Here is a 16,519-nt window from a genome sequence, read left to right on the forward strand (position 1 = left end):
TGCAATATTTTTTTAAAAATTCAAGAATTTCTCTATTCAAAAACCTATCTTTGCATCCCGACAGAGCAGTTGGGATTTTTTCATTTCATAGCAGAGGATCTCTCCCAGCTATCAGTCAAATTTTTGACTTTTTACTTTAGACTTTTTTAAAACCCCACAATGCCTAAAGACATATCTATACGTTCAGTACTAATTATCGGATCAGGACCAATCATTATTGGGCAAGCTTGCGAGTTTGATTATGCTGGTTCTCAAGCTGCACTTTCGCTTAAAGACGAAGGAATCACGGTTTCAATTATCAACTCAAATCCGGCAACGATTATGACGGATAAGGTTATTGGCGATCATGTTTATCTATTGCCTTTAACATTAGAATCAATTGAACAGATTTTAATTGATCATGCAAATAATCCTAATTTACCTAAAATTGATGCGGTATTGCCTACAATGGGCGGTCAAACAGCATTAAACCTTTGTGTTGATGCAGAAGAACGTGGTATATGGAAAGCGCATGGCGTAAAAATCATCGGTGTAGATGTTGCAGCAATTGAAAAAACTGAAAATAGGGAATCTTTCCGCCAATTAATGGTTGATATAGGTGTGGGTGTTGCCCCATCTAAAATTGCAAATTCTTATTTAGAAGGTAAAGAAGCTGCACAAAATATAGGCTTTCCGTTAGTTATTCGCCCATCTTATACTTTAGGTGGTTCTGGTGGTGGTTTTGTACATAAAAAGGAAGATTTTGATGCTGCTTTGAAACGTGGCTTAGAAGCCTCGCCAACTCACGAAGTTTTAGTTGAGAAAGCAGTTTTAGGCTGGAAAGAATATGAATTGGAGCTTTTAAGAGACGGCAATGATAATGTAATCATTATCTGTTCAATCGAAAATTTCGACCCAATGGGTATCCATACAGGAGACTCTATTACTGTTGCTCCGGCAATGACATTATCTGACCGTTGTTACCAAGAAATGCGTAATCAAGCAATTAAAATGATGCGTGCCATTGGTAACTTTGCAGGTGGATGTAATGTTCAATTCTCTGTAAATCCAGATAATGATGATATAATCGCTATCGAAATTAATCCTCGTGTTTCACGTTCATCGGCCTTGGCAAGTAAAGCAACTGGTTATCCAATTGCGAAAATTGCTGCTAAATTGGCCATCGGATATAATTTGGATGAAATTGAAAATCAGATTACCAAAACTACATCAGCTTATTTTGAACCTACTTTAGATTATGTTATTGTAAAAATTCCTCGTTGGAACTTCGATAAATTTAAAGGTGCCAATATGGAACTCGGACTTCAGATGAAATCTGTAGGTGAAGTAATGGCAATTGGAAGAAGCTTTATTGAGGCTTTGCAAAAAGCAACTCAGAGTTTAGAAATTGGTAGAGCAGGTTTAGGCGCAGATGGAAGACATAATAGAAGCATTGATGAAATTATGTATGGTTTAGAGCATCCAAGTTGGAACAGATTGTTCTTAATTAAAGATGCAATGAGCATGGGCGTACCACTTGAATCAATTCGTAAAGTAACTAAAATAGATAAATGGTTCTTATCCCAAATTCAAGAATTGGTTAACCTTGAGGTTGAGCTAAAACGCTATTCATTAAATAATATTCCTAAAGATTTCTTCTTTAATTTAAAACAGAGAGGTTTTTCAGATATACAAGTTGCTTACGTTTTAGGCAATGTAACAGAAGATGATGTTTACAATCGCCGTAAAGAATTAGGTATTAGAAGAGTTTATAAAATGGTTGATACTTGTGCTGCTGAATTTGCTGCACAAACACCTTATTTTTACTCAACCTTTGAAGAATCTCCAATTCAAATTTCACTTGTTGGTAAAGAAATACTTTCAAGTGGGGAAGAACTTGGTACCAACGAATCAATCGTATCTGACAAGAAAAAAGTAATTGTTTTAGGATCAGGGCCAAACAGAATTGGACAGGGTATAGAATTTGATTATTCTTGTGTGCACGGATTGTTGGCTGCTAAAGAAAGTGGTTTCGAAGCGATTATGATCAATTGCAATCCAGAAACGGTTTCTACAGATTTTAACATGGCTGATAAATTATATTTCGAGCCAGTATTCTGGGAGCATGTACGTGAAATCATTGAGCTTGAAAATCCAGTTGGGGTTATTGTTCAATTGGGCGGTCAAACAGCTCTTAAAATGGCCGAAAAACTACATGAGAACAATATTAAAATCATTGGTACTTCATACAACGACATGGATGTTGCAGAAGATCGTGGACGTTTCTCTGACTTGTTAAAAGAACTAAATATTCCTTACCCAAGATACGGTGTTGCAGAAAATGCCGAAGAAGCTATTGTAGTTGCTAACGAAGTTGGATATCCCGTGTTGGTTCGCCCAAGTTATGTATTAGGTGGGCAAGGAATGAGCATTGTAATTAATGATGAAGACCTAGAAAAAGCAGTAGTAAAATTATTAGGCGACTTGCCTGGCAACCGTGTGCTGATCGATCACTTTTTAGATAGGGCAGAAGAAACAGAGTCAGATTCAATTTCTGATGGAACAGATTGTCATATTGTAGGTTTAATGGAACATATTGAGCCTGCAGGTATCCACTCTGGAGACTCAAGCGCAGTTTTACCTCCATTCAGCTTATCTGAAAAGGTAATATCAGATATGGAAACTTATTCTAAGAAAATTGCAAAAGCTTTAAATGTAATCGGCTTATTAAATATTCAGTTTGCAGTTAAAGACGATAAGGTTTATGTAATAGAGGCAAATCCAAGAGCATCACGTACGGTTCCTTTCATTGCAAAAGCATACGATGTGCCTTACATTAATATTGCAGCAAGAATTATGCTTGGTGTAAATAAGTTAAGAGACTTCAATATAGTACGTAAGTTAAAAGGATATGCAATTAAGGAACCAGTTTTTTCTTTTGATAAATTTCCAGAAGTAACCAAAGAATTGGGTCCAGAAATGAAATCTACAGGTGAAGCCATTCGTTTCATTAAAGATTTAGAAGATCCTTATTTCCGTAAGTTATATAAAGATAAATCAATGTACTTGTCTAAATAGATTTAAGAATAAAGATAGGAATGTTGGTCTGAGCTTGTCGAAGACTAATTCATAAAATAAAATCCCTTAACGAAAGTTGAGGGATTTTTTGTTTACACAGATTGTCATTCTGAGCATAACAAAGATAAATGATAATTTGAAGCGCAATTACAACACAACAATTAATGCCAGTCCAACTTTCCGCTATATCTTTTTATCCTTCGACAAGCTCGGGAAGACAAAAAGCATACCGCTTCAATTTGGGCTATATAACTTTGACAGTGCAATAAGCAGTTCATAGTTTCATAAAAACCTGCCGTACAATAAACCCGATTGAACGGAAAGCCCACAGCGCAGCGAGGACTTGAAGTAAAAGCGGGACTAACATTAAAATGAAATGCTGGTTTTGCTTTTCAAGTAAAAAGAATCAATGCCGTTATAATTGAAGGATTATTGCTTGGTCCAAATCCTTGTATTTAAATCCAATTCATGTACAATATCATACATAAACTTTAATATAGACATATCATTATCTAATAAATCTGGTGCCAGAAGTGATTTAAAAACAGGTGGTTCGAAATAATTTTGATCTAAGGGGAAAGCTATATACATGCTCGAATTGATAAATGATAGTGAAACTGTATAAGCAGAGCGCTCATTTAAATCGCCAATTCTTTCCATGATAGCTGGTGTTAAAATGTAACGAGCTTCAATTTGATCTGTGCTATAAACAACAAAATTTTTATTGAAGGCATCATTCTCTAGTTCTACTACATTTTTATCGCCAAAAGAATATACATTCTTTGAGAACCAAGCGCCAATTGAGCTTCCAAAATCTTTTGGTCGTATTACCGTTACGCCATTAAAATGTTTATTAAAATCTGCCGTGAACACAATTCCTTTTAAAATGTCATTCCAGGTTACCTGTCTGCCATTTTTAGTTTGAGTTTCGGTTTTATATTCTGCATGTACTTCCGCAAAATAGAAGCTTGTCTTGTCAATTTTTCCAGTAACCAGATCTTCTGTATGGTATCTATCGGGTTCTGTTGTAAATAATTGAGAAAATCTAAATTCAGCCTCTAAAATTCCATTATAAGGATCTAGAGTTAATGTTTGATCTACTGCATTTAATGCTGCACCAACAACATCCTGTTTAAATCTGCTTTTGTATAAATCTGTTTCATCGCTAATTCTATACAAGATTATACCTCCGGGAATAATGGTAATAGCGGCTACAATTAATCCAGCAACTAACTGCCCTAATGCGATAGCAACGATTAAAAAAACTACACCTAAAAAAATAGCACCCCAACCTTGAATATTGCTAGAAACTATCTTTTTCCGAAGAATTTCTAATTCGGATAACACATTTTGAACGGATGGTTCTATTGTAAAGTTTGTTGCCATTAACTATTAAAAAGTTCTTTAGCACTTACATTTTTACGTTCTTCTTCTGCCGCTGCTAAAACTTGCATTGGTTGATAACCTAGCATGCCAGCAAACATGTTGCCGGGAAACATCATAACAGCATTATTATAGGTAGTTACTGAAGAATTGTAGTTTCTTCTTGCTGCAGCGATTTGTTCTTCACTTTCTGTCCAAGTGCTTTGTAAGTTAAGGAAGTTTGTATTTGCTTTAAGGTCTGGATAATTCTCTACACTAACCATTAATCCTTTTACTGCAGTGCCAATTTGTTGATCTAGCGCTAATTTGTCACTTTCGCTAACATTTGTTCCTAAAGCTTTGCCCCTTAATTCAGTGATTTTAGTAAGGGTATCACCTTCATATTGCATGTATTGCTTAACGGTTTCTACTAAATTTGGTAAAAGATCGAAACGCTTTTTAAGCATTACATCAATTGCAGAAAATGCATTTGCTACTTGGTTTTTCTTGCTAATTAAGGAATTATATATTCCAATGCCAAAGATTAAAATAAGGATGGCAATTACAGCTACAATAATCATGTGATATTAATTTAAGTCTTTATAAATATAAACGTATAGATGTACAATTGCTAAAGCTGTTACAAAATATTTATAAAAAAAAGAACCCTGCTCCGGAGAGAGCAGGGTTCAACCAATCAATATTAAAAAGGAGAACCTTTCTAATTTTCTAAAATTACGACTCCTTTTGCTTCAAACACAATTTCTTTTTTAGGTTTTGTAATTTTTGCTATTTCTTCAGGTGATTTCTTTGCATCTTCTGCAAAATGTTTTAAATCTTCAACAGAAGTTTCTTTTCTTTCTGCAAAACCATCAATTACTACTTTTTTGCCAGCTAAATCTTTAGGCATAAAAAAAGCATAATCTTTAAAGTTTACAAACATGGTTTGACCATTTGGCAAAGCTAAGTTCATGAAACATCCTTTTTTCTGACAAACTAAAACCACTTCGCCAGTAACTTTCATATCTTTTTTTGTGCTTTCACCTAGTTTTGCATCAACTTCTGCAGTAGTAATCACATTACCCTTCTTAACACCTTCGCCAAAAGATTTTCCCTCATAAGAAGTAGCATCTTGTGCAAAAGCAAATGCACTAAACATACATAGTGCTAGAGCTAAAATAATTTTTTTCATTTTTTTGTATTTAAATTGTTGTAATCCTTACGCTTATCAATACAAAAATATTTAAAATCTTTCTAAATAGGGAATCTAAATTAATAATGTTACTCTAATTGTAATCATCATAATTTATCAAAAAAAAACCCCACTACTTTGCAGCAGTGGGGCCAATCATCCCTATTGTTGTTAGCACCCATTGCTGGATAAGAACATATAAGCATTAAGACAATAAGTTATCCAAGATTGATTTTTAATCTTGATGTATGAGTAAATGACTGATAAATAATAATTTATATATTTTTTATCATATGCCAAAACCTATTTTATGGAAAAAAGGTGTGGAAATAACTCCCAGCAAATCATATTTTGGGTAATTTAATTCCAATAGATAAAATTTAGGAACATTTTTAGCCAAATAATAAACTAAAAACTTCTTCAATTTTGCTAACTGTAACAATCTGAATTTTGAATTTGTCCTTATTTAATCCTTTAAGGTTGTAATTTGAAATGAATATTTTTTCGAAACCTAATTTTTCTGCTTCAGATATACGTTGCTCAATTCTATTTACTGCTCTTATTTCACCAGACAGGCCCACTTCTGCTGCAAAACAAATTTTTGAAGAGATAAAAATATCCTCATGAGAAGAAATTATAGCGGCCATAATTGATAAGTCAATTGCTGGGTCTTCTACTTTAATTCCACCTGCAATATTTAAAAATACATCTTTAGCGCTTAACCTAAATCCGCATCTTTTTTCAAGAACAGCTAAAAGCATGTTCATTCTTTTGGTATCAAAGCCTGTTGCAGAGCGCTGAGGTGTTCCGTATGCCGCAATGCTAACTAATGCCTGTGTTTCAATAAGCATTGGTCTAGCGCCTTCTAAAGTAGCGCCAATTGTTATTCCGCTTAGCTCTTCGTCCCTTTGAGATAATAAAATTTCAGAGGGATTTGAAACTTCTCTTAAACCATTACTTTGCATGGCATAAATGCCTAACTCAGAAGCAGCGCCGAATCGATTTTTTATCGACCTTAAAATTCTATAAATATGATGTCTGTCTCCCTCAAATTGTAGAACAGTATCTACCATGTGTTCTAATATTTTTGGACCCGCAATAGCACCATCTTTAGTAATATGACCAATTAAAAAAACCGGCGTATTGGTTTCTTTAGCAAAACGCAATAACTCTGCCGTACATTCTCTAACCTGCGAAACACTGCCAGGAGTAGATTCTATATGAGATGAATGCAATGTTTGAATTGAATCTACAATTACAATTTCTGGTTCTAATTGCTCAATCTGTTTAAAAATATTTTGTGTTGAGGTTTCAGTAAGAATATAGCAATCAGCCTTAGGATTTGCGGTTATCCTTTCTGCTCTCATTTTAATTTGTTGTTCACTTTCTTCTCCTGAAACATAGAGTACTTTCTTGCCTGTTACATTTAATGCGAGCTGTAGCATTAAGGTAGATTTTCCTATTCCTGGCTCACCACCAATAAGAATAACCGAACCAGCAATTAATCCTCCTCCTAAAACTCTATCTAATTCTAAATCCCCTGTACTGGTTCTTTCTTCTGTAGCGCTTTGAATTTCCTCTACCTTGCTTGGTTTACTTAACCTTTGCGTTCCAGAGGCTGATTTCCAAGTTGGAATATTTGCTGAGCCTTTATCAATAACCTCTTCTACAAAAGTATTCCATTCGTTACAAGAAGGACATTTACCTAGCCATTTGGCAGATTCATAACCACAACTTTGACAGAAATATGCTGATTTTGTTTTAGCCAATTTGATTTATGATTTTAGATTTACGAATGACGATTTGTTGTTACGAATTTATAGCTAATCACCTAAAAAATTAGATTAAGTTTTAAACAAAAAAGCCTGGATTTTAAAACCAGGCTTTTTGAACTCTTCAATCTAAGTTGTAATTATAACTTAATCTCTTCATCTTTTGATGACAGAAAATGAAATTCAGTAAGGTTGTACGATGAAACGGCTCTCACTTTAATGCGTTGGCCAAATTTGAAGAACCATTTCCATTGTAAAGAAACCAATCCTTTTTTGATGTAAGCAGCAATATAAGGATGTACACAAAGTGTGATATTCTTTTCATTCTGCTCTTGCAAAATGTAAGTTAAATTACTTTCAATATCATCCATTAATACAATGCTTGCTTTAATTTCTCCAGTACCATCGCAAGTAGGGCATTTTTCTACCGTAACAATATTCATTTCGGGCCTAACACGCTGACGAGTAATTTGTACTAAACCAAATTTACTTGGGGGTAAAATGGTGTGCTTCGCACGATCTAGCAACATCAATTCGCGTAAGTAATCGAAAAGAACTTTACGGTTAGTTGCTTTGTGCATATCAATAAAATCAATAACCACAATGCCACCCATATCTCGTAATCTCAATTGACGAGCAATTTCTTTCGCAGCTTCTTTATTAACTTGAAGTGCGTTTTCTTCTTGATTTTCTTTACTAGCAGTTCTATTACCACTGTTTACATCAATTACATGTAAAGCTTCTGTATGTTCTACTACCAAATAGGCTCCTCCAGCAAAATTTACTGTTTTTCCAAAGCCATTTTTAATTTGTTTCTCTACGCCGAAATGTTCGAAAATTGGTTCTTTATGTTTGTAATGTTTTACGATCTTTTCCATTTCTGGAGAAATCTCATGAACATAAGAACGGATATCTTCAAATAGATTTGCATCGTTCACATAAACGTTAGCAAAATCAGCATTTAAAATATCTCTGATTAGGGTAGAAGTACGATCCATCTCTCCCCAAACACGTTTAGAAGGTTCTGCCTCAGGTAACTTTTTAATAAAGTTTTCCCATTTGGATACAGAATCCAATAAATCTTTTTGTAATTCGGCAACGCCTTTGCCTTCTGAAACGGTTCTAATGATTACTCCGAAATTTTTAGGCTTTATACTTTCAATAATCTTCTTTAAACGATTACGTTCGGTATTGCTTTTAATCTTTTTGGAGATCGATATTACGTTAGAAAAAGGCACTAAAACAATGTACCTTCCTGCAATAGAAAGGTCAGAGCTTAATCTAGGCCCTTTAGTAGAAATAGGTTCTTTAGCAATTTGAACAGGGAGGATCAAATTTTTGCTGACAATATCGGATATTTTACCCGCTTTATTAATGTCAGATTCTAATTTAAAATTATCTAATAAAGTGCCATTAACTGTGCCGTTACGCTTAATTTTAGTAAGCTTTATTAAAGACTGTACTTGAGGGCCTAAATCAAAATAATGCAAGAATGCATCTTTCTCATAACCAACATCAACAAATGCAGCATTTAGACCTGGCATAATTTTTTTAATGCGGCCTAAATAAATGTCGCCAACGGCGTAATTGTTGTTAATGTGTTCCTTATGAAGCTCTACTAAGTATTTATCTTCAATTAAAGCTATGGTTACTCCCGTAGGAGTTGAATCGATTATTAATTCTTTTACCAAAAGCTACAGATTTTAAGGCATAAAGCCTTATTACACATGGACCAAAAAACATTGAATCAAAAATAAATGCTCAAAATTCTCAAGCATTTATTTATGTCAATACACTAATAGGGAAATCCTATTTTTTCTTGTGTCTGTTTTTTCTTAAACGTTTTTTACGTTTGTGGGTAGCCATTTTATGTCTTTTTCTTTTTTTACCGCTTGGCATAATTTTAAGTTTTTAATGTTTTTATTAATCTGTTAATTAACGTTTATTTTTTAACTCAGTAACCTTTTTATCAATGAAATTTGATAAGGTTGGGTTAGCTGCTAATTTCTTGCTATTTAAATAAGCGTCTATTGCTTCGTTGTTTTTACCTAAATTCTCATAAGCTGTAGCTAAGAAGAAATAGGCATCTGGTGAAGCTTTAATATTGCTAATGATATCATTAAAGCGAACAATAGCTTTATCAAACTGACCAGACTTTATAGCGAACATGCCTAAATTCATGTTTGCTTTTAAATTTTTTGGGTCTTTCTTAACTACATCCATTAGCATGGCTATACCTTGCATTGGGGCTCCCATACCGTTTACAATGGTAATCCCTAATCCGGTTTTAGCATCATTATTGGTTGAGTCAATTGCTAATGCACTAGTAAAAGATGCATTTGCTTTTTGTAGCATTACAGGTTGTACTAAACTATCCTGTGTATTGTCAAATGCCTTTAAGAAACGTGTTCCTGCCAACACCCAATTATTTAAAGTAGGTTCTCCTTTAGCCACAACCTCTAAGTACATTGCACTTGGGGCTGCTTGCTCAAGATCATCCCATTTTTGGGCTAGTTGTTTTGCATTTTCAATTCTCTCTACTGATGAAGCAGCATTATATTTGCTTTCTAATGCAGAAATATCTTTTGCAGTTACATTACTTATTAAGTTTTTCGCTGTTGATGATACTTCTTCAATAGTTAACTGTGTAACTGTAGGCTGCGCAGTTGTTGGCATTTTGCCACTTTCATCTTTCGGCTTTACAAGACCCTTAACATCTCTAGAAAACAAAAATCCAACAAGCAATAGTATTGCAACAATAAGAATGGCCTGTTTTGAACGGATATTGTTTAACATGATATATTAAGCTTCTGCTTTAACTTTTTTAGAGTTGTTTTTTACTTTATCAACAAATACTTTTGCTGGTTTAAAGCTTGGCACGAAATGCTCTGGGATAATAATCGCAGTGTTTTTAGAAATATTTCTAGCAGTTTTTTGTGCTCTCTTTTTTACAACGAAACTACCAAAGCCTCTAACGTAAACATTCTCGCCGCCAATCATGCTATTTTTAATTACTTTGAAAAACGCTTCAACTGTTTCTTGAACGTCTACTTTTTCAATTCCTGTCTTTGTTGATATTTCTGAAATAATATCTGCCTTAGTCATATTTTTCTATTATTAAGTTATTGTGTGTTAAATATTATAACTGTTTTGGGGTTGCAAAAGTATTGCTTTTTAATGAGATAGGAAAATAAAAGATGATTTATTTACAATCAATCTTATCATGTAAATGCAAGTTTTACGAAAATCCTATAATTTGATTGTATTTTTGACGGAATGAACTTCCAAAATGAAATAATAAAGTGGTATAAATTAAATAAACGTGACCTCCCTTGGCGCAGTACAACGGATGCTTATGTAATTTGGTTATCAGAGATTATTCTTCAACAAACTAGGGTTGAGCAAGGGTTACCATATTTTAATAAATTTTTACAACATTTTCCAAAGGTTGAGGATTTTGCAAATGCTTCAGAAACTCATGTCTTAAAGCTTTGGCAAGGTTTAGGATATTATTCTAGAGGAAGAAATATGCTTTTTACAGCAAAGCAAGTTATGGAATTACATGGAGGTATATTTCCTGTTAAATATGATGAACTTATTAAACTTAAGGGAATTGGAGAATATACAGCGGCAGCAATATCCTCGTTTGCAAATAATCAATCTAAAGCAGTAGTTGATGGAAATGTATTTAGGGTTTTATCAAGATATTTCGGTGTTGAAGAACCCATTAACTCCACTTTAGGAAAGAAGGAATTTACTGAACTTGCTCAAAGTTTAATTGAAGATCAACAACCTTCACTATATAATCAAGCAATTATGGAGTTTGGCGCTTTGCAGTGTAAACCAAAATCGCCGTTATGTAGTATTTGCCCATTAAGACTTAATTGTTTTGCATTTAAGCATAACAAAGTTGATATTTTGCCACTAAAGCTAAAAAAGGTGAAGATTAGAGAAAGATGGTTCAACTATTTCATAGGAGTTAAAGATGATCATGTTTTAACAAAGCAAAGAAAGCCGGGAGATATATGGGAACAGATGTATGATTTTCCTTTAATTGAAACTTTGGATAATGAAGAATACTTAAAACCCGACTTCTGGAATCAAATAAAATATTTATTTGGTAATGAAGTAAATATCAAATTGTTAAGCCAGAAAAAGCATTTATTGACACACCAAATTATATATGTGCAATTTTTTGGTTTAGATAATTATATTGTTAACTTTAATCTACATGCAGAAATTAAATCTGTTTTAATTGAGGATTTCAAAGCATTGCCACATCCAAAAGTTATTAGCAATTTTATTGAAACATATTTATAAAACTAACCAAATAAAACTATGTCTGGTATTAACAAAGTTATTTTAGTTGGACACCTGGGTAAAGATCCAGAAGTTCGGCATTTAGAAGGAGGCGTTACTGTTGCGAGTTTCCCATTAGCAACTTCAGAAACCTATAATAAAGATGGTAAACGAGTAGAGCAAACTGAGTGGCACAATATTGTGCTATGGAGAGGCCTTGCAGAAGTAGCGTCGAAATATTTACAAAAAGGGAAATTAGTTTATATTGAAGGGAAACTTAGAACCCGTTCTTTTGAAGATAAAGAAAAGGTGAAAAAATATGTTACCGAAGTTGTAGCAGAAAACTTTACAATGCTAGGTAGAAAAAGCGATTTTGAGAATACGCCTGTAAGTAGCGGAACTCCTAAAAGTGAAGAAGACTTTGTAAGCCCGGTTGATGAGACCGGAGATTTACCATTTTAAAACTAACTTATAAAATAAAAAGGCTCCAATTTGGAGCCTTTTTATTTTATTCTACTGTTACAGATTTAGCTAGGTTTCGAGGTTGATCAACATTGCAACCTCTCATTACAGCAATATGATAAGATAAAAGTTGTAAAGGTATTGTGGCTAGTAAAGGTAAAAATGCTTCATCAGCATCTGGTATTTCGATGCAGTAGTCAGCCATCTTTTTAACTTCTGTATCACCTTCAGTTACAATCGCAATTACAACACCTTTTCTAGCTTTCACTTCTTGAATATTACTGATAACTTTTTCATAAGAAGAATTTTTTGTAGCAATAACTACAACAGGCATTTCCTCATCAATTAAAGCTATAGGTCCGTGTTTCATTTCGGCAGCTGGATAACCTTCTGCATGGATATAAGATATTTCTTTTAATTTTAAAGCTCCTTCTAAAGCCACAGGAAAGCCACTTCCTCTTCCAAGGAATAAACAGTTTCTTGAGTCTTTAAATTTTTCTGCAATAGACTTTATCACGTCATTAGACAGCAGAGCCTTATGGATTTTATCAGGAATACAATCTAGTTCAGTTAGCAACTCAACTAGTTTTGAGTTTGCAATTGTTCCTTTTTGTTGTGCCATATAAAAAGCCATCAAAGTAAGAACAGTAACCTGAGCGGTAAAGGCTTTTGTTGATGCTACTCCGATTTCTGGTCCAGCATGGGTATAAACCCCTGCATGGGTTAATCTTGGAATAGAAGAGCCAACAACATTACAAACACCAAAAATTGTTGCTCCTTTTTCTTTAGCCATTTCTATAGCGGCCATGGTATCTGCGGTTTCACCAGATTGAGATATGGCAATAACAACATCCTTCTCTGTGATAATTGGATTTCTGTATCTAAACTCAGAAGCATATTCAACCTCAACAGGGATACGAGCATACTCTTCTATTAAGTATTCTCCAACAAGACCAGCATGCCATGAAGTACCACAAGCAACAATTATTATACGATCAATGTTCTTTAGCTTATCAGCAAACTCTTTTATTCCCCCTAATTGTACTGTGCCATCCTCTGGGTAAATACGGCCTCTCATACAATCTCTAATTGAACGTGGTTGTTCATAGATTTCTTTTAGCATGAAATGATCATATCCGCCCTTTTCAAGCATTTCCAACTTGAGCTCAAGTTCTTGGATATATGGCGTTTGAACAACATTATCTAGCCTTTTAATTAACAGTTCATCTCTTTTTAAGAAAGCTATTTCATTATCATTAAGGTAAATTACGTTTTTAGTGTATTCTATAATTGGTGTGGCATCTGAAGCAATAAAATACTCTCCTTGCCCAACACCTATTACCATTGGACTTCCTTTTCTAGCAGCAATAAGTTCATTTGGATTGTCTTGGTCCATAACTACTATGGCATAGGCTCCATTTACTTCTTTTAAAGCAAGTCTTACGGCTTCTAAGAGATCGGTATTCTCATTCTTATATATTTCTTCTATAAGATGTATTAAGACTTCAGTATCAGTATCACTATTAAAAGTATGGCCTCTTCTTTCAAGTTCTTCCTTTAGCGTGGCGTAGTTTTCAATGATGCCATTATGGATAATACTTAACCTGCCATTATTAGAAGTATGAGGGTGTGAGTTTCTGTCTGATGGGGCGCCATGAGTTGCCCATCGGGTATGTCCCATTCCTATAGTGCCAGAAATGTTTTTTCCTTCTGCATAGTTTTCAAGCTCCTGAACTTTACCTGCTTTTTTATAAATATTTAGATCATTATTGTCAATCAATGCAATACCTGCACTATCATAACCACGATACTCTAATCTTTTTAAACCTTTAATTACTATTGGCCAAGCTTCACGGAAGCCGATATAACCTACAATTCCACACATAAAATTTTTATAAAAATAAATCCCCCGAAAATAGATAATTATCGGGGGATTTTATAGAATAAATGATATGAAAGTTTGCTACTTGATTTTCGTATAATAAATATTCAATTTCATAACATTGTCTCCTGCAGCTGGAGTCTTTTTAAAGCTCCCTACTACTGATCTGGCTCCTGTTGAAATAGAAGGAAAAACACTAAACTCTGATACGGTTGAAGGTATGGGCGCTAAAAAAGTACCATAATCTGTCAATTTCCCATCTAATAAGTCTTGTATATAGGCTGTTACTACGAAAACATATTGTTTGGTTACTGTATTAAAGTATCCACCGAAAACTGTAGCGCCAAAAGCTCGTGGGTCTCCACTACTAGTTTGTGTTCCAGTATTGTTATCAGGAAGATTTTGTCTTCTTTCCGCAATATCATTTCTATAAAGAGACAATCTTGGCGCAGCTCCGTAAGGAATTCCATCAGATCCAGAACTTAAATCTATCACTAATTCAGCCTTATTTATAGCAATTTTACCAACATTAGTGGAAAATTTGCTCAAATATGGAAATGTAATTTTGTTTCTTAAACCAGCTAAAGGTTGCAAAAATGTTGTTGAATATTGGGTGTTAGGATTTGCCAATTGTGTTGCCACTGCTGTTCCTGTATAATCGTGCTTAATTGTTGAGGCAATAGGATTTGAAGCTGTTGTTATCGGAAAGCTAACAGAGACCGTATCTATTGCTCCTGTTGTTGCGTTATTCTGTTTTTTATAATAAAGAACTAAAGATGAATTTGTCCCAGCAAAATCGAAAAACATTAAACCTCCATTACCTGTAGAATTTGTTTTGTTGAGCTGAACTTTAAACCCTCTTAAGTAACGGACAAAATTCTCATTAAACTTTAGGTTTTCTGCATTAATGCTTATAATATTCTCCTCAATAAATGTTTTATTTATAGGAATTCTTAATTGAGGCGTAACTGTTCTAAGTGTATCAGCTTTTCCAACAACAATATCAGTAACTTTATATTTAGTTGTAGGATAGATTTTCCCAGTTTTGCTACCTAAAACAGTTGATGAATGGGTATAAGCTTTATTGCTTGGAAAAGATCCGTTTAAAGAAATGTTATCATCTAATTGATGAACATCAATACTATAAGTAGCAGTACTGTCACCGTAAAATTCACCGCCATAGTTTAAAACAAGAACAGCAGAATCTAAAAGAGGAATGGAACCGAAATTATAAGCGTTAACTGGTAAATTCACAACCATAGCTATGCTAGCTTCGGTAGTTCCAAACAAAGGGTCTTTGAGATAACCAAGAGGGTGTCTTAAGGCTTGGCTTGTTTCAGTTACATCATCTAGTAGAGTCCTAGAATTAATCGTTATCGAATCAACAAGATCTCCTTGAACAGCACTATTTGGATCTACTTCTAAACCTATTGTTGAAGTGTTTTCGCATGAAGCGAAAAGAAAAAGACTTATCAACAGGGTTAATAAGTCTAGTTTTATAAATTTCATATTTGTTATTAAATAATGCTTCTTTTAAGCTACTGAAACCAATTCTTCATCAGAGATTTCTTCATAAAAATTGAAGAAGTTCTCGTAATTTTCGGTTAAATTAAAGGCTAAAGTTGGTTTATTAGAATCTTTAACAAATTTTAACACATCATTATCAAGCTTTTCATCAGCTAAAACAACTGCGTCTGAGTGTGTTATAGCTCCAATATGTAAACTATTGTTGTTTGCGTTGATAAAAGCTTTTGTGTCATCTTCAGTCATATTTTGCATAACTGCTTTTTTATGCAAATCAGTATTTAAAGTTTCAGTAAAACAGTTCTCGTAAACGGAATAAACCACCTTTGCATTTTTAAAAGTTGGGTCGTTCTTATACGTAGTTTTAATGTAAGCTGGAACCAAAGAAGTCATCCAGCCATGGCAATGAACAATATCTGGAGCCCAGCCAAGTTTTTTAACTGTTTCTAATGCGCCTTTGCAGAAGAAAATAGTACGCTCATCATTATCTGCATAGAATTTGTTTTCTTTATCTCTGAAAACATACTTTCTTTGAAAATAATCTTCATTATCCAAGAAATAAACCTGCATACGTGCAGCAGGAATTGAGGCTACCTTAATTATTAAAGGATTATCATTATCATCAATAATAATGTTCATACCCGATAAACGAATAACTTCGTGTAACCTGTTCCTTCTTTCATTTATGTTCCCAAACCTTGGCATTAAGATACGGATTTCAAATCCTTTTTCTTGCATTGCTTGAGGTAATTGACGGGTAATTTCTGAAATTTTGGTAAGTTCGAGGAAAGGCGACATCTCGTGTGTAACAATCAGTAGCTTCGTTTTTGCCATCTCCATATTGTATATTAATTATGTTAATTTCAAGATTATCAAGGTGCAAAGGTACGTATAATATTAATATTTATCAATATCTTATGCAATAGGCTTTGTAATTTTTAGATAAATGCTCAACTTAGCCCCCTTAAA

13 protein-coding genes are annotated in these 16,519 nt (G+C 33.9%); 3 read left to right on the top strand and 10 right to left on the bottom strand.

All coding sequences use genetic code 11. The features are described 5' to 3' along the window. The first annotated feature begins 159 nt into the window (after positions 1–159). On the top strand, positions 160–3,057 hold the full coding sequence (gene carB / locus FA048_RS04435) for a carbamoyl-phosphate synthase large subunit (protein ID WP_136838994.1): 2,898 nt from the start codon (positions 160–162) through the stop codon (positions 3,055–3,057). Between the two features lie 429 nt (positions 3,058–3,486). On the opposite strand, the gene FA048_RS04440 is transcribed toward carB, so the two are convergent. The 7 genes from FA048_RS04440 to FA048_RS04470 form a co-directional block, all read right to left on the bottom strand. Continuing rightward, entirely contained in the window at positions 3,487–4,443 is a 957-nt protein-coding gene (locus FA048_RS04440; protein WP_136838995.1) for a DUF3137 domain-containing protein, read from the bottom strand. After that, positions 4,443–5,000 (bottom strand): LemA family protein, encoded by a 558-nt coding sequence (locus FA048_RS04445; protein WP_136838996.1) that lies wholly within the window; start codon positions 4,998–5,000, stop codon positions 4,443–4,445. Before FA048_RS04445 ends, FA048_RS04440 begins: the two co-directional genes overlap by 1 nt. Before the next feature lie 140 nt (positions 5,001–5,140). Continuing rightward, positions 5,141–5,611, bottom strand: coding sequence for a DUF4920 domain-containing protein (locus FA048_RS04450; RefSeq protein WP_136838997.1), 471 nt, complete (start codon positions 5,609–5,611; stop codon positions 5,141–5,143). A gap of 392 nt (positions 5,612–6,003) precedes the next feature. Continuing rightward, entirely contained in the window at positions 6,004–7,380 is a 1,377-nt protein-coding gene (gene radA, locus FA048_RS04455; RefSeq protein WP_136838998.1) for a DNA repair protein RadA, read from the bottom strand. Positions 7,381–7,523: 143 nt separating this feature from the next. Next, on the bottom strand, positions 7,524–9,074 hold the full coding sequence (locus tag FA048_RS04460) for an Rne/Rng family ribonuclease (protein ID WP_136838999.1): 1,551 nt from the start codon (positions 9,072–9,074) through the stop codon (positions 7,524–7,526). 244 nt (positions 9,075–9,318) lie between these two features. Beyond that, positions 9,319–10,179 carry a tetratricopeptide repeat protein gene (locus FA048_RS04465; protein WP_136839000.1) on the bottom strand — a complete coding sequence of 287 codons (861 nt, stop codon included), beginning with the start codon at positions 10,177–10,179 and terminating at the stop codon, positions 9,319–9,321. A 6-nt stretch (positions 10,180–10,185) separates the two neighbouring features. Continuing rightward, positions 10,186–10,488 carry an HU family DNA-binding protein gene (locus tag FA048_RS04470; RefSeq protein ID WP_055133196.1) on the bottom strand — a complete coding sequence of 101 codons (303 nt, stop codon included), beginning with the start codon at positions 10,486–10,488 and terminating at the stop codon, positions 10,186–10,188. Positions 10,489–10,659: 171 nt separating this feature from the next. On the opposite strand from FA048_RS04470, the gene mutY reads away from it, so the two are divergent. Beyond that, positions 10,660–11,703: an A/G-specific adenine glycosylase gene (mutY, locus tag FA048_RS04475; RefSeq protein WP_136839001.1), complete on the top strand. Its 1,044-nt coding sequence runs from the start codon at positions 10,660–10,662 to the stop codon at positions 11,701–11,703. An 18-nt stretch (positions 11,704–11,721) separates the two neighbouring features. Next, complete coding sequence (locus tag FA048_RS04480; RefSeq protein ID WP_136839002.1) at positions 11,722–12,144, top strand: single-stranded DNA-binding protein; 423 nt, start codon at positions 11,722–11,724, stop codon at positions 12,142–12,144. Between the two features lie 46 nt (positions 12,145–12,190). Here FA048_RS04480 and glmS read toward each other — a convergent pair whose 3' ends face one another. The 3 genes from glmS to FA048_RS04495 all read right to left on the bottom strand — a co-directional run bounded on the left by glmS (position 12,191) and on the right by FA048_RS04495 (position 16,384). Continuing rightward, entirely contained in the window at positions 12,191–14,029 is a 1,839-nt protein-coding gene (gene glmS, locus FA048_RS04485; RefSeq protein WP_136839003.1) for a glutamine--fructose-6-phosphate transaminase (isomerizing), read from the bottom strand. 78 nt (positions 14,030–14,107) lie between these two features. After that, positions 14,108–15,535, bottom strand: a complete 1,428-nt coding sequence (locus FA048_RS04490; protein WP_136839004.1) for a DUF4270 domain-containing protein — start codon at positions 15,533–15,535, stop codon at positions 14,108–14,110. Positions 15,536–15,559: 24 nt separating this feature from the next. Further along, positions 15,560–16,384: a glycogen/starch synthase gene (locus tag FA048_RS04495; RefSeq protein ID WP_136839005.1), complete on the bottom strand. Its 825-nt coding sequence runs from the start codon at positions 16,382–16,384 to the stop codon at positions 15,560–15,562. Positions 16,385–16,519: the final 135 nt, after the last annotated feature.

It is taken from the genome of Pedobacter polaris (genome assembly GCF_005116505.1).
Lineage (GTDB): Bacteria > Bacteroidota > Bacteroidia > Sphingobacteriales > Sphingobacteriaceae > Pedobacter > Pedobacter polaris.

Bases quoted from the DNA above. Each gene is read 5' to 3' on its own strand.
- carB (WP_136838994.1), top strand. From the start codon at position 160: ATGCCTAAAGACATATCTATACGTTCAGTACTAATTATCGGATCAGGA.
- FA048_RS04440 (WP_136838995.1), bottom strand. From the start codon at position 4,443: ATGGCAACAAACTTTACAATAGAACCATCCGTTCAAAATGTGTTATCC.
- FA048_RS04445 (WP_136838996.1), bottom strand. From the start codon at position 5,000: ATGATTATTGTAGCTGTAATTGCCATCCTTATTTTAATCTTTGGCATT.
- FA048_RS04450 (WP_136838997.1), bottom strand. From the start codon at position 5,611: ATGAAAAAAATTATTTTAGCTCTAGCACTATGTATGTTTAGTGCATTT.
- FA048_RS04465 (WP_136839000.1), bottom strand. From the start codon at position 10,179: ATGTTAAACAATATCCGTTCAAAACAGGCCATTCTTATTGTTGCAATA.
- FA048_RS04470 (WP_055133196.1), bottom strand. From the start codon at position 10,488: ATGACTAAGGCAGATATTATTTCAGAAATATCAACAAAGACAGGAATT.
- mutY (WP_136839001.1), top strand. From the start codon at position 10,660: ATGAACTTCCAAAATGAAATAATAAAGTGGTATAAATTAAATAAACGT.
- FA048_RS04480 (WP_136839002.1), top strand. From the start codon at position 11,722: ATGTCTGGTATTAACAAAGTTATTTTAGTTGGACACCTGGGTAAAGAT.
- glmS (WP_136839003.1), bottom strand. From the start codon at position 14,029: ATGTGTGGAATTGTAGGTTATATCGGCTTCCGTGAAGCTTGGCCAATA.
- FA048_RS04490 (WP_136839004.1), bottom strand. From the start codon at position 15,535: ATGAAATTTATAAAACTAGACTTATTAACCCTGTTGATAAGTCTTTTT.
- FA048_RS04495 (WP_136839005.1), bottom strand. From the start codon at position 16,384: ATGGCAAAAACGAAGCTACTGATTGTTACACACGAGATGTCGCCTTTC.